At 39.7% G+C, this 14627-nt stretch carries 10 protein-coding genes and 1 pseudogene; 8 read left to right on the top strand and 3 right to left on the bottom strand.

All coding sequences use genetic code 11. From position 1 onward, the window contains the following. Positions 1–131: 131 nt before the first annotated feature. The 4 genes and pseudogenes from ltrA (at position 132) to ACQKII_RS10335 (ending at position 3742) form a co-directional block, all read left to right on the top strand. Entirely contained in the window at positions 132–1937 is a 1806-nt protein-coding gene (gene ltrA / locus ACQKII_RS10350) for a group II intron reverse transcriptase/maturase (RefSeq protein ID WP_427458912.1), read from the top strand. Between the two features lie 102 nt (positions 1938–2039). Further along, positions 2040–2471 (top strand): annotated as a pseudogene (locus ACQKII_RS10345) (DNA-3-methyladenine glycosylase family protein); the annotation flags it as partial. Next, a complete protein-coding gene (locus ACQKII_RS10340; RefSeq protein WP_427458910.1) occupies positions 2464–2958 on the top strand; it encodes a methylated-DNA--[protein]-cysteine S-methyltransferase in 495 nt (164 codons plus the stop codon). The pseudogene ACQKII_RS10345 and the gene ACQKII_RS10340, both read left to right, overlap by 8 nt. Before the next feature lie 448 nt (positions 2959–3406). Continuing rightward, positions 3407–3742 carry a DUF378 domain-containing protein gene (locus ACQKII_RS10335; protein WP_427458908.1) on the top strand — a complete coding sequence of 112 codons (336 nt, stop codon included), beginning with the start codon at positions 3407–3409 and terminating at the stop codon, positions 3740–3742. A 130-nt stretch (positions 3743–3872) separates the two neighbouring features. On the opposite strand, the gene ACQKII_RS10330 is transcribed toward ACQKII_RS10335, so the two are convergent. From ACQKII_RS10330 to ACQKII_RS10320, 3 genes are all read right to left on the bottom strand, one after another. Beyond that, positions 3873–5393, bottom strand: coding sequence for a CoA-acylating methylmalonate-semialdehyde dehydrogenase (locus ACQKII_RS10330; RefSeq protein ID WP_427458907.1), 1521 nt, complete (start codon positions 5391–5393; stop codon positions 3873–3875). Positions 5394–5431: 38 nt separating this feature from the next. Then, entirely contained in the window at positions 5432–6793 is a 1362-nt protein-coding gene (locus ACQKII_RS10325; RefSeq protein ID WP_427458906.1) for an aspartate aminotransferase family protein, read from the bottom strand. Positions 6794–7039: 246 nt separating this feature from the next. Then, positions 7040–8209 (bottom strand): PucR family transcriptional regulator, encoded by a 1170-nt coding sequence (locus tag ACQKII_RS10320; RefSeq protein ID WP_427458904.1) that lies wholly within the window; start codon positions 8207–8209, stop codon positions 7040–7042. A 153-nt stretch (positions 8210–8362) separates the two neighbouring features. On the opposite strand from ACQKII_RS10320, the gene ACQKII_RS10315 reads away from it, so the two are divergent. The 4 genes from ACQKII_RS10315 (at position 8363) to preA (ending at position 14520) form a co-directional block, all read left to right on the top strand. Continuing rightward, positions 8363–9607 (top strand): Zn-dependent hydrolase, encoded by a 1245-nt coding sequence (locus ACQKII_RS10315; RefSeq protein ID WP_427458903.1) that lies wholly within the window; start codon positions 8363–8365, stop codon positions 9605–9607. Between the two features lie 439 nt (positions 9608–10046). Next, positions 10047–11450: a dihydropyrimidinase gene (gene hydA, locus ACQKII_RS10310; protein ID WP_427458901.1), complete on the top strand. Its 1404-nt coding sequence runs from the start codon at positions 10047–10049 to the stop codon at positions 11448–11450. 253 nt (positions 11451–11703) lie between these two features. Then, positions 11704–13056: an NAD(P)-dependent oxidoreductase gene (locus tag ACQKII_RS10305; RefSeq protein WP_427458899.1), complete on the top strand. Its 1353-nt coding sequence runs from the start codon at positions 11704–11706 to the stop codon at positions 13054–13056. Between the two features lie 201 nt (positions 13057–13257). Further along, a complete protein-coding gene (gene preA / locus ACQKII_RS10300; protein ID WP_427458898.1) occupies positions 13258–14520 on the top strand; it encodes an NAD-dependent dihydropyrimidine dehydrogenase subunit PreA in 1263 nt (420 codons plus the stop codon). The last annotated feature ends 107 nt before the right edge of the window (positions 14521–14627 follow it).

Raw genomic sequence — 14627 nt, 5'->3', positions numbered from 1 at the left:
AATGAAGCGAGTAACGACCGTGGAGGGATAGCCCCAAGTCTTGCTCTTTGAAAACTAAATCAACTAAATGAAACTCACAGGGTCGAGTAAGATGATGGGACTTTTCAGATGAAAGGGGCAACAGACCATCGGTGAGTACAACACTACGACATACAGAATATTATGATATGCAAAGTATATTTGATGACCTTTACGAAAGAAGTAAAAATACCGCAACAAAAGGTGCAAATTTATACGAACTTATCATATCCAAAAATAATATTCTACTAGCTTATCGGAATATTAAGGTTAACACGGGTTCAAAAACTGCTGGTACAGATGGTATCACCATAGAGCAATATAAAATAAAAGATGTTCAAACCTTTGTTGATGAAATAAGAACAACCTTAAAGAATTATAAACCTCAAACAGTCAGAAGAGTGGAGATACCGAAACCAAATGGGAAAACCAGACCATTAGGAATTCCGACCATGAGAGATAGATTAATACAACAAATGTTTAAACAAATACTAGAACCCATCTGCGAAGCTAAATTCTATAACCATTCCTATGGTTTCAGACCAAATAGGTCAACTCATCATGCAATAGCAAGATGTCAATATCTTGTTAATCTTACACATAATCATCACGTAGTAGATATAGATATACAAGGTTTCTTTGATAACGTAAGCCACTCGAAACTGATAAAACAAATGTACAGTATAGGAATTTGTGACAAGAGGGTACTAAGGGTAGTGTCAAAAATGCTTAAAGCACCTGTGAAAGGTATAGGAATACCAACCAAAGGAACTCCGCAAGGAGGGATTCTATCACCTCTCCTATCTAATATTGTACTAAACGATTTGGATTGGTGGATTAGTAACCAATGGGAGAATATGAAAACCGAGTTCAATTATAAAAAGAAGCAAATCAAAGTTTCAAGAATAAAGAAAACAACAGCCTTAAAGGAAATGTATATTGTGAGATACGCAGATGACTTTAAGATATTTACAAACTCCCATAAGAATGCCACCAAAATTTATCATGCCGTTAAAGGTTACCTTAAGAATCGCTTAAATCTTGACATATCTAACGAAAAATCAAAAATTACTAATTTAAGAAAAAGGGCATCCGATTTCCTCGGATTCTCCCTCAAGGTAGTAAGAAAACGAAAGAAATATGTGGGTAACACGCATGTCATGGATGATAAAGTGAAAACAATTCTGCAAAAAGCTAGAAAGTTAATTCATGAAATTCAAAAAAGTCCAACAGCTAAAACGGCTATGAATTATAACGTATATATTCTCGGAATAAAAAACTACTACAAGATAGCAACGCATGTGAACATTGACTTTTCAAAAATAGCCTATCGGCTCTCTCGAACCTTATACAATCGACTCAAATCTATTGGAAAATACGGAATACCTATAAAACCCTCAGAAACATATAAAAGATTTAACAAAAACAATTTCAGGACATTTGAAATAGGGGGTACCCACCTTTTTCCTTTAGCAGATATAAAAACTGTGAACAGTAGAAATTTTAGCCAAGATTTATGCAACTATACGAAAGAAGGAAGATTAAAGCTACATAAACAGCTAAAGAACTATATAGCTATTGAAATAAACAGACTGTTAAAAACAATCTTCTATAACGATAACCTTGAGTACGCTGATAATCGAATTTCAAGATACTCCATGCAGTCAGGGAAATGTGCGATAACAGGAGAATTCTTAGTAGCAGAAGAAGTCCATTGTCATCACAGGATCCCTCGCCTCATGGGAGGTACAGATGAATTCAAGAATCTCGTAATAGTGCATAGAAATGTTCATAAATTAATCCATGCTACAGAAACAGAAACGATTGAACGATATAAGAGCCTTCTCCAATTGGATGGTAAACAATTGAAGAAATTAAACCAATTTCGTAAGAAATGTAATTTAGTTGCTTTAGTCTAAAAGAGTAAGATGGAACGCCTAATGCGGTGAAAGCTGCACGTTGGGTGTGGAGCAGGGGAAAAGATGGAGATAACTTCAAAGTCTTACCTATTGCTATAAAGTTTAATTTTTGAAGGAGAGACGTATTGGCTGTTTCCTACATATGAAAAAATAGCTGCCATTTCGGTCGAGACATTGAGGCAATTACAATTTACCGCTAGGAAGTCTGAATACATCATTGGTATCGCAAAGCTGATGGCAAGTGGTGAATTAACAAAAGAAAGATTGCTACAAAAAGAAGATTATTTGCACACTAAAAAATCTTTAATGGCGATAAGAGGTATTGGTGCATGGACGGCGGATTATGTCATGATGAAATCCTTGCATTGCCCAAGTGCTTTTCCGATTGCGGATGTTGGCCTACATAACGCATTAAAAATTCAATTAGGCCTGGAACGTAAACCATCAATAGAAGAAATAACACAAATCGCAACACATTGGAAGGGCTGGCAGGCATATGCAACTTTTTATCTTTGGAGGTCCTTATATGACTAAAATGTACAAATTAGATTACGAATCCCCAATTGGAATAGTAGAAATAGTTGGTTCAGCTGAAGGTATTCACGCCATTATGTTTTCTGAACAAGATAAAATTGTGCATGTTAAGCAAGCTGATACACCCAAGGTTTTAGTGGATTGTCAGGAACAACTTCATGAATATTTTCAGGGTGAGCGCTATACATTTAATTTTCCTTATATTTTTGAAGGAACCGACTTTCAAAAAGCGGTTTGGCATGCTTTAACCAATATAGCATACGCTGAAACAGGATCTTATAAACAGATTGCAATGTCCATCGGAAATGACAAGGCAGTTAGAGCAGTAGGAAGTGCCAACGGTAAAAATAAATTAAGTATCGTCATTCCTTGTCATCGAATTATCGGTTCAAATGGAACATTAACCGGTTATGAAGGTGGTTTGTGGAGAAAGGAATGGCTGCTTCAACATGAAAAATCTAACTTTAGCCATGAACAGGATAGCTGACCAATATTATTGAGGCATTCAATCTATGACAAGTAACATGAAAGCGAATATAAATAGGAATTCGATATATCTATATAAGCATAAGCGTCAAATCATGCACAAAGAAGGAATAATTGTGTATGATTTGGCGCTTACTTTTTATTATCAGCATGAAGATGAATTCTTCAGGCTTATTTCCTTTCTCTGTCATCATGTTCAGTTCATTTTTTATCACAAGCAAGACTGTATAAAAAAATGGTTACTGCAAAAAATACGAATGCGTCATAACAGGTGTTCTTTTGTAACGCGTGTGAAAAATATAGCTCTTAATCAGCTGTAAGGATTACAAGCGTTGAACATAACTCACTATAAATGGCGAGTTCTATTTTTGGCTTCAATGCTTGTACAGGTATCTCAGCGTTGCTTGAAGACAAGCTACGTATCCAAAAGATGAAGGAGGTGTTACACGATGGGCGTATTATATAGGATTGCCTTAGTTTTAGTAATTATAGGTGCGATAAACTGGGGACTCATAGGATTTTTCAGATTTGATTTAGTCGCTTATTTATTTGGTGGGCAAACGGCGGTACTGTCGAGATGGATTTATGCTCTTGTTGGGCTAGCCGGATTGATATCTATACCAATTCTTATGAAACGGTTAGATGATGATGAGGATGAGGTTATTTCAGAAAGTCATACTCGTAATTACAGTAATTCGAATTACAGCATGGAAGCTGGTGAAGAAGCAGACTTCATGGATGTGCCAAAAACGGAGATAAGAAAGGGCGCTTCTAAGAAGAAATAATTGTTTTAACCTTGAGCTGGATGGCAGTACCCTGATGGTATTTTCAAGGTTCGTCAGTTTTATTTTTTTAAAAGCCGTCTCAAATGATTGATGAGACGGCTTTTTAAATGCTTGTTAGCGTATTATGCGGTTAGTCATTATTACTTGGAAAAGCAAATGTAGTGGATGATGTGCTATCTTCTTCAAACCATTTCTCGGAGATTGTTTTGGCTTTGGTGAAGAAGCGGACTTGGTCAGGACCAAACATATGTCCTTCGCCAAATTTTGAACGCTTCCAGCCGCCAAAGTTATGATAACCGACCGGAATAGGAATAGGCACGTTTACACCGACCATACCAACTTCGATTTCGGTTGTAAATTTACGCGCGACAGCACCGTTATTGGTGAAGATTGTGACACCGTTACCTAGTTCGTGTTCATTGATTAATTGAATGGCTTCTTCTAATGTTTCGACACGCACCACATTACGAGCCGGACCAAATACCTCTTGTTCATAAATTTCCATACCTGGTTTAACGTTATCTAGTAGAGTAGGACCTAAATAGAAACCGTTTGAGTTTTGCGCGATGTCTGGATTTCGGCCATCGCAAACTAATGTAGCACCTTCTTCTAGGCTACGGTCGATATACCGGATAATGGCGTCCTTGGATTGTTGTGTGATAACTGGTCCAAAGTCAACTTCTTTATCTGTAGAGGGTCCGACTTTTAATTTTGCGATTTTATTGGCCAATATTTTCACAAGATGATTAGCTGTTTCTTCGCCAACTGGTATAATCGTTGAAATGGCCATACAGCGTTGAGAAGCTGCCCCGTAAGCTGCGCCTAAAAATGCGTTTGCAGCTTGTTCTAAATCAGCGTCGGGCATGACAATCATATTGTTTTTACCGCCACCTAATGCTGTGACACGTTTTCCATGCTTTGAACCTGTGGCGTAGATATAGTCAGCAACTGGTGTTGAGCCTACAAATGAAATAGCCTCAATTGTAGGGTTTGTTAATAGCTCGTTGACGGTGTCTTTATCGCCATTAATAACTGTCCAAACACCATCTGGTAAACCAGCTTCTTTCCAAAGCTCCGATAAAAATAGAGCTGAGCAAGGAACGCGTTCAGAAGGTTTTAGGATAACCGAATTTCCTACAGCAACCGCCATACTTGTAATAGCAAGTGGCACCATAACAGGAAAGTTGAATGGCGAAATCGCTGCTACAACGCCAAGTGGTACTTTTGCAGAGTATGCATTGATATTGCCACCAACGTTTACCGAATATTCGCCTTTTAATAGATGTGGGGCATTGATGGCCAAGTCTACTGATTCTATACCTCTTGTGATTTCGCCCTTCGCATCTTCTATGGTTTTGCCACTTTCTGTACATATCAGTTCAATCAATTCATCTATTCGTTCGGTTAGTAGTTGACGAAATTTCAAGACAATGTCAGCTCTTTTACCAACCGACAGCGCACGCCAAGCTGGAAATGCTTTTTTTGCCGTTTCGATGGCCAGCTGTACCTCTTGCTTTGTGGCAATGGGTACACGGGCAATGACCGATCCTGAACAAGGATTAAACACATCCGAGAATTGACCACTTTTGCCTGGAACAACCTCACCATTAATAAAATGACCTAACTCTTTTACTTCTGTATTGGTTACCATAAATATATTTCCTCCTTATTTTCCTATTTCCAAGCACGTTATGACTGTTGTTGAAGCGTATTTAAGGCATTTGTGATTCTTTCTACAATGAAATCTTTCTCATCCAAGGTGATGATTAGCGGTGGGGATAGTGTCAAAATATTATTAAAACCTGCAACGGTAACGCCATTTTTTCCAATGATTAATCCTTGGTCTTTACATAAGCTAATGACTTTGTTGACCTCAGCTACGTCGAGTGGTGCTTTCGTGTTTTTGTCGCTTACAAGTTCTACGCCAATAAGTAAGCCTTTTCCACGAATATCACCGACATTTGGGTGATTCTTTAATTGCTCTTGTAATTCAGCAAGTAGGATAGCACCAAATTCCTCAGAGCGAGCAAATAAATTTTCCCGCTCCATAATTTCGATATTTTTCAACGCGACTGCACATGCTGCTGGCGAACCCCCAAATGTGTTAACGTGGCGGAAGAAATCGTATTCTTTGCTACCCGCAAATGCTTCATAAATTTCACGTCGCACGGCTGTGGCAGATAGTGGCATATAGGCACTCGTCAAACCTTTTGCCATTGTGACAATATCGGGCTGAATGCCGTAGTGTTGGAAACCAAATGCTTTGCCTGTACGGCCAAAACCACAAATTACTTCGTCAACGATTAGAAGAGCCCCGTGTTTTTCACACACAGCTTTAACCCCTTGTAAGTAGTGATCGTGTGGCATAATCACACCGCCGCCGGTAATAATTGGCTCCATAATCACCGCAGCAATCGTATCCGACATTTCCCATGTCATTGCTTGATCGATTGCTTGTACGGATGGTAAAGCGGCAGGGTCTTTAATATGATCTTCATTGGCACGATAGGCATCTGGCGGTGTGACATGAATGAAACCAGGTGCTAATGGCTCGTATCTGTATTTGCGCTGGGCTTGTCCCGTGGCGGCTAATGCGCCCATGGTGCTACCATGATAGGCGCGATAACGAGAGATGAATTTTGTGCGATTCACGGCTCCTTGTTGTTGATGATATTGACGGGCAATTTTAAACGCAGCTTCATTCGCTTCAGAACCACTATTAGAGAAAAATACGACATAATCATCACCTAATAGCTCGCTAATTTTTTCGCTTAATTGAATAGCAGGGATGTGACCAACTGATAATGGTGTATAAGTATTTTCAAGTAATTGCTCGTAAGCGACTTTGGCGATTTCCTCGCGTCCATAGCCAACATTGACGCACCATAATCCAGCCATAGCGTCTAGGTATCGCTTGCCCGTTGTGTCCGTAATCCAAGCTCCTTTTGATTGTTGTACGATCATGGTTGCATTGGGATTATAAGGCTTCATCGAGTGCCAAACATACTGTTCATCTTTTACTTGCCAATTTTGACTTGTTAAATTCGTCACTGCCGATCATCTCTCCTTTTAACATAAGCAGTATTTATGCAAGCAATCTATTGCAACTCTTCAATACTAGATTGTCCTGTGTAGTACTGCTTTACTTTTGATATAGATAGAGGTATCTCAAACATCTTTCTTAGACAACTCCATTGCTACTTTATATGAATACAGGAGGAGGTTTAGAAGAGGGATCTATTGACCGAAGATTCTGATATATTAAATTGTGCAAATGCACATATCGACAAGTTTCAATTATTGATGTGCCAAGACATCTTCAATTAAAAAGGCTATATATAGATTTGTTTTTGTAAATGGGTTACTTAAATCCATATCTAACAGCATTTCAATTTTTTTGATTTTATAAAGAACCGTGTTGCGATGAATAAATTGTCGTTCACTAATTTTACTTGTGCTGCCATTTTCCTCGAGAAAAATGCGTAGAAACGGTACGTAATCTGTATTGTGAAGATCGTCATATTGGTAGAGTTGTCCGAGTATATCTTGGCTAAATGATTTGATTAACTTCTGATTTTGAACAGCCATAATAATTTTGTAGGCGCCAATTTCTTTATATTTGTACAGGAATCGATTGTTATGAAGCTGTGCTAATTGAATAACCGTTAGTGATTCTTCATAGCTTTTACGAACATTTTCAAGTTCTTTATGATAGTTTCCTTTGCCGATGATAATATCTAAATCACCATTTTTCTTTGAAATCTTGTCGTAAATTTCTTCAACTATTTTTGAGAAGGGGAGATTGGGTGTATTGATTTGTGTTCGGTCTATTAAAAAAATGAGGTGATTTTTATACTTCAGTTTCAAGAAGCGCTTATATCTATGTTGAAATGCGAACTGTATCATGACCTCGTAACGGTCAATGTTGGTTTGTCCACCAATGGTTGAGCAAGTAATAATAGCTAGCTCTCTACCTTGTGGAAATCCGAGTTGGAGTAAATTTTCTTTCATAGCATTTGTGTGCTGTTTGTAGTGAAAAAGTAAGTTATAAAGGATTTTTTCTTCAACAGAATGCTCTTGCTGATGAGTGGCGATAAATTGAAAGGTTGTTTTTAAAAGATCGGCTACACGACAATTCCAGGGCATTTGAAAAAGTGGGAAATCATGCTCGTTAGCAAAAGTAATAACTGCTTCAGGAATGTCTGGAATGTATGGACCAGCGTTAACAATAAAACCTGCTACTTTTTTTGAGTAGGCTAGTTTGACAAGCTGTTCCAAGGAATCGTCCTGTTGGGCTAGGTTAATGCCTGTCGTTACGACTAATTCATTAGGTCGGCAAAACATGATTAAATCAATGCTCTCTACTACGTTAATACCTGTAACTCTACGATATAAACCGCTAAAACCAGCTACTAATGTAAGCATAGGGAATTGAACTCCCTCCACAATTTTGCGAATTGTTCCCATAAAACCCCCCCTTAATATGAACATAACTTACCATATATAATGTGCAGATGCACATATTTTTTTAGGTTTATATCTATATCTCACAGTTTTTTTCTATCTTAGAATTTATATAAATGAACCTTCAATTACTAATGTGAAAGAGAGGACATGCATATGTATAAATGTAATAGTAGACGATTGCAAGGGTCAATTGAACAATTTAGTCAATTTGGAGCAACGCCAAATGGGGGCGTTACGCGTTTGTCTCTTTCGAATGAGGATCTTTTAGCAAGGGACTATTTTTGCAAGTGCTGTGAAGAATTAGGTATGGACATTAAGGTAGACGATATGGCGAATATCTATGCAATTCTACCGGGGAAAAAAGATGTTCCGCCAATTGTCATGGGATCACATTTAGATTCGGTTGAAAAGGGCGGGAAATTTGATGGTGTCTTAGGTGTTTTAACTGCATTAGAAGCCATTAGAACGTTAAAGGAAAATGAAATTGAACTAGATGTACCATTAATGATTGTCAATTTTACGAATGAAGAAGGTGCTCGTTTCGATCCAGCGATGATGAGTTCTGGTGTGATTGCTTCCAAATTTGAAAAGGACAAAATGTTACAGTCTGTCGATAAAAATGGCATTACGTTTAAAGAGGCGCTTCAAGAAAGTGGTTATGAGAGGGAAAAAGATAACCGTTTAAAAGAAGCACTTGCTTATATTGAACTTCATATTGAGCAAGGGCCGGTACTAGAGGCAAAACAGTTCGAGATTGGTGTTGTAGAAGGCGTTTTAGGTATGGTTTGTTATGAGATTACGATTACTGGAGAATCAAATCATGCTGGGACAACACCTATGTCTATGCGTAAAGATCCTATGATTGTAGCGTCCAAAATGATGATGGTTTTACATGAACAGCTTGGAAAAATCGATGAAACACTTGTCTACACATTTGGTCGAGTGAATGTATCTCCTAATATTCATACCGTTATACCGAATAAAGTAACGTTTACGATTGATTCACGTCATCAGCGTCCAGAGGTGATGCTAAAAGTAGAAGAAGTACTAACCGCTCTACCCGCACAAGAAACAGGTTGCCGCATTCAGTCAGTCAAACTATGGGGGCGAGATACCGTGTTTTTTGATGCACAAATCTGCAATGAATTGGAAAAATCGTGCCAGGGCTTCGGTTATAGTTTTCATCGAATGTTTAGTGGGGCGGGGCATGATGCACAGTATATCGCCGGCATCATTCCTTCAGCAATGATTTTCGTACCGAGTATAAATGGTAAAAGTCATTGTGAAGAAGAAGAAACGACATTTGAAGATTGCGCAAAGGGTGCAGATGTACTACTGGAAACGGTTTTAACACTACAGACAAAGTTCAGCATGGGAGAGACATACACCTTAAATTAGTTTTAATCCATATTCCATCAAGAGCTTTTAGCAAGGTTTGAAGTTCTAGCGGCGGAACATGCCATTCAATCGCCGTAGATAGAAGCTCTATCAGCGCAATTCCGACTACTATCAGGTATCGATTCATATTGAAGTTTCACTTTATATAAGTTGATTGGAGTGGAGGCTGGGCGACTCCTTGGGGATCAGCGTCACAGATGAGACCCTGGAGCGAGCCCATTAGAGGAACGAAGGCTAAAAGTATCACAACCTGTAGCTGACGCTTCGCTTTCGCTACATAAAACATCTGTTGCCCCAAGTGGCTCATCGGACGCCCCAAGGAAAGCGCCAAACGGAAATCAACCACAAGTTTCGGTGATGAGCCTTTTATGTTCTTATTTGGAAAAATTTGTATTTGTTTAGATCTATAAATTTAATGAAACGAAGGGTGTGGGGGAGTATGAAAAAAATTATTAAAGGTGGACTAGTTGCAACAGCTTCAGATGTGTATGAGGCAGATATTTTCATAGAAAACGGAAAAATTGTGCAAATTGGCAAGGCGTTATCAGTTGCAGGAGCAGAGATAATTGATGCTACTGGCAAGTATGTCATGCCAGGTGGAATTGACCCGCATACGCATTTAGATATGCCATTTAACAACACCGTGACGGATGATGATTGGCAGTCTGGTACGATTGCAGCGGCATTCGGTGGCACGACAACCATTTTGGACTTTTGTTTAACTGCTGGTGAAAAGAAACTTGCTACAGCTGTAGAAAAGTGGCATGAAAAAGCAAAGGGGAAATCGGCAATTGACTACGGTTTCCATTTAATGATTGGTGATTTAACACCCGAGACAGAAGCAGAGTTACCGTTATTACTAGCGCAAGAAGGCATTACGTCTGTAAAGGTATTCATGGCTTATGCCAAAGAATTTCAAGCGACAGATCGGACGTTATTTAAAGCATTTAAAATCGCAAAAGATGTAGGTGCTGTCGTGATGGTGCACTGTGAAAATGGCTCCGTTATCGATGAACTTGTTGAAGAAGCGAAACAAGCAGGTCATACAGAGCCAATCTATCATGCACTTACGCGTCCAGCAGAATTAGAAGGCGAAGCGACGAAACGAGCAATTGAATTAGCTCATATCGCAGGTGCAAAGCTTTACGTTGTGCATGTAACTTGCAAAGAGGCAGTAGACGAAATTATTGTAGCACGTGAAAAAGGTTATGACGTGTATGGAGAAACATGTCCGCCTTATTTAACACTGGATCAGTCTGCGTTAGCACAGCCAGGTTTTGAGGGTGCAAAATATGTTTGGTCACCACCACTTCGTCCAAAATATCATCAAGAACATTTATGGAACGCGCTAAAAGCGAAACAACTACAAACAATTGGTTCAGACCAGTGTTCATTTAGTTTCAATGGGAAGAAACAATTAGGCTTAAATGATTTCTCTAAAATTCCAAATGGTGGGCCGTTTATCGAAGATCGTTTCAGCATCTTATATTCAGAAGGCGTGGCAAAAGGGAAAATTTCTATCCATGAATTTGTCGATATGGTTTCGACGAGTGCTGCAAAAATTTTCGGCTTATTTCCACAAAAAGGCACAATCGCAATCGATTCTGACGCCGATATTGTTATTTTCGATCCGGAAGTAAAGCGCGAAATTTCAGCCAAGACGCATCATATGAATGTAGACTACAGCCCATATGAAGGCTGGGAAGTTACAGGTGAGCCAATCAGTGTACTTGTACGCGGGGAGTACGTCATTAAGGATAAAGAATTCGTAGGGGTATTAGGTAGTGGCCAATACTTAAAACGTGGATTACAACCGGCTACTGCAGAAACGATAAAAATGTAACTTCTTTCAGCAAATATCCGGCGGATGGCACGGAATCGGCAAGGAGTGAATTTAGGATGTTAGCCTAAGTTCGTCGCATCCATGCGACAGCGGCTAACTGATCTGCATCGTGCAGGCCTAAGCACAAAGCCGAATCCGAACGCAATTATGCCGAGGCATAATTGATCTTTTTTTCGTGGATGATCGATTGTTTCTGTCTGGAGAGTAAAAACAATCGGGCTAGGAAAAGTGAACACATGAGGGGGATGTGGGAATGGTTTCAATGACTGCGCAACTTGATCGAAATTTTGTTGAATTGACAAGCAGGATGACAAAAAATGAAGCAATAGAAGAGGCGAATCGCTGCTTATATTGTTACGATGCACCATGTATTACAGCTTGCCCAACTAGCATTCAAATCCCAAATTTCATTAAGAAAATTGCTTCAGGTAATATGAAAGGTTCGGCTACAACGATACTAGAGGCAAATCCGATTGGTGCAAGCTGTGCAAGAGTTTGTCCGACCGAAGAGTTGTGTGAAGGGGCATGTGTGTTAAATTCCTCGACAAAACCGATAAAAATAGGCCATTTACAGCGCTATGCAACGGATTGGGCGATGGCATCAAATGTCGAGCTATTTAAAAAAGGACAAAGCAATGGACAAAAGGTAGCGATCATTGGTGCAGGTCCAGCCGGTTTATCTGCTGCGCGCGAGCTTAGTCGTTTTGGTTATCGTGTTACCGTATATGAAGCTGAGTCAAAAGCAGGTGGCTTAGGGAACTATGGCATCGTGTCATTCCGTTTACCGAACGAGGTGGTGGATTGGGAAGTTGAGCAAATTGTAAAACTTGGCGTAGACATTAAAACAAATACAACAGTAGGCATCGATATCTCGGTAGATGAAATTTTACAACAACATGACAGTGTCATTTTGGCTGTTGGTATGGGTGCCGTGCCGAATGTTGGGATTGAAGGGGAAAATCTAGCGGGCGTTCATGATGCAATCGAATTTGTTAAGCAAACAAAGATTGGCCCACTTTCAACAAATTTAATTGGAAAGCGAGTAGCGGTCATCGGCGCTGGAAATACAGCAATCGATGGGGCGACATGTGCTGTTCGTTTAGGTGCTGACAATGTAAAAATTCTTTATAGAAGAACACAAAAAGAAATGACGGCTTACCAATTCGAATTTGAATTTGCCAAACAGGATGGTGTGGAGTTCAAGTGGCTGACAGCTCCGAAAAAAATTATTGGTAATCAGGCTGGTGAAGTAGTAGCGATTGAGTGCATCAAAATGAAATTGGGTGAGGCTGGGGCTGATGGTCGTCAAAGACCAGAAGAAATTAAAGGCTCCAATTTTATGATAGAAGTGGATGCCGTCATTAAAGCGATTGGTCAGACACGCTTTGTGTCATTGATTGAAGCATTTGATTTAAAGCATACGAACGGTGTTGTCGATATTGATGAAGCGACAATGCAAACATCGAATAACAAGGTGTTTGCATGTGGAGATGTCGTATTCGGAAATGGACAAGGTGAGGCGATGGTTGTCACAGCTGTTCAGCAAGGTAAGGACGCAGCATATAGGATACATGAGCGTTTACGAAAACCTAGCGAGATTGCCTAACTGCATTCGGCGGAGTATTACATCGCGATAAGTGATGAGAGAAATATCGTTTAAGGTATTCCACAGCGGATGGTAAATGTCTGCTGAATGTGGGTAACCTCCAGCGGATGGCATAGATTTTGGAAGGCGTCGATTGAGCTTACACAATTCACAATCTGGACGCCGAATTCGCTGGAGCGATTTTAAGAGGGGGGAAGCGACATGGCAGATTTGCGCATTGACTTAGCGGGGATAAAATCACCAAATCCATTTTGGCTGGCTTCAGCACCACCAACGAATTCAGGCTATCAAGTGCAGCGTGCATTTGAAGCTGGATGGGGCGGAGCTGTGTGGAAAACATTAGGTGAACCGATTTTGAATGTTTCTTCACGTTTTGCAGCAGTTAGCTATAACGGACAAAGAGTAGCAGGTTTTAATAATATTGAACTGATTACAGATCGGCCGTTAGAGGTAAATTTAAAAGAAATTTACGAAACGAAAAAAAGGTTTCCTAATCATGCAATTATTGCTTCTTTGATGGTAGAACCGAAGCAAGAAAAGTGGCATGAAATCGTAAAACGAGTAGAAGATGTGGGGGTCGATGGTCTTGAACTTAACTTTGGTTGTCCACATGGGATGGCAGAACGAGGAATGGGTTCTGCCTCTGGTCAAGTCCCTGAATTGGTTGAAAAACAAACGTTTTGGGTGAAAGAAGTTGCACGTACACCAGTCATTGTAAAGCTAACGCCGAATATCACTGATATTACGGTAACGGCGGAAGCGGCAACTAGAGGTGGGGCCGATGCTATCAGTATGATTAATACGATTAATAGCTTAGCCGGCGTTGATTTAGATACGTGGAATACAATCCCTCATGTTGCGGGTAAGGGGGCACATGGTGGTTATTGCGGTCCTGCTGTTAAACCCATTGCGCTCAACATGGTTGCAGAATGTGCACGTAATCCATTCATCAATGTACCTATATCGGGTATCGGGGGTATTTCCAATTGGCAAGATGCTGTGGAATTTATGTTGATGGGTGCAACTGGGGTTCAAGTTTGTACAGCGGCAATGCACCATGGATTTAGTATAGTAGAGGACATGATAGATGGCCTTAATAATTATCTAGATGATAAGGGAATTGCATCAGCAATGGATCTAGTTGGTCGGTCGGTACTTCGTTATTCTGACTGGGGCAATTTAGACTTAAATTATAAAATTGTTGCTGAAATTAATAATGATGTCTGCATTAATTGTAATAAGTGTCATATCGCTTGTGAAGATACATCGCATCAATGTATCGATCTGTATGCAGAGAGTGGTCGTCCGATGCTTAAGGTTCGTGAAGAAGATTGTGTTGGCTGTAATTTATGCTCAATTGTTTGCCCAGTAGATGGAGCGATTACAATGGTTGAAAGAAAATCAGCTATTGCGCCAATGACTTGGAATGAACGCCAATCGCTTATCGGTAGTCTATCTCGATAATTACGAATTGTAGGATGATTTACTGAATTGCCACCTTCATTCTGTAGATGAAATGACATCAGCTCAACGAAGGAAAAACCTCAAGTAGTTGTCACGGAAATTGATAA

This window comes from Lysinibacillus sp. NPDC048646 (assembly GCF_050272295.1).
Lineage (GTDB): Bacteria > Bacillota > Bacilli > Bacillales_A > Planococcaceae > Lysinibacillus.
Note: the sequence above shows the minus strand (reverse complement) of the source record. Positions and strands in the feature narration are given on the sequence as shown.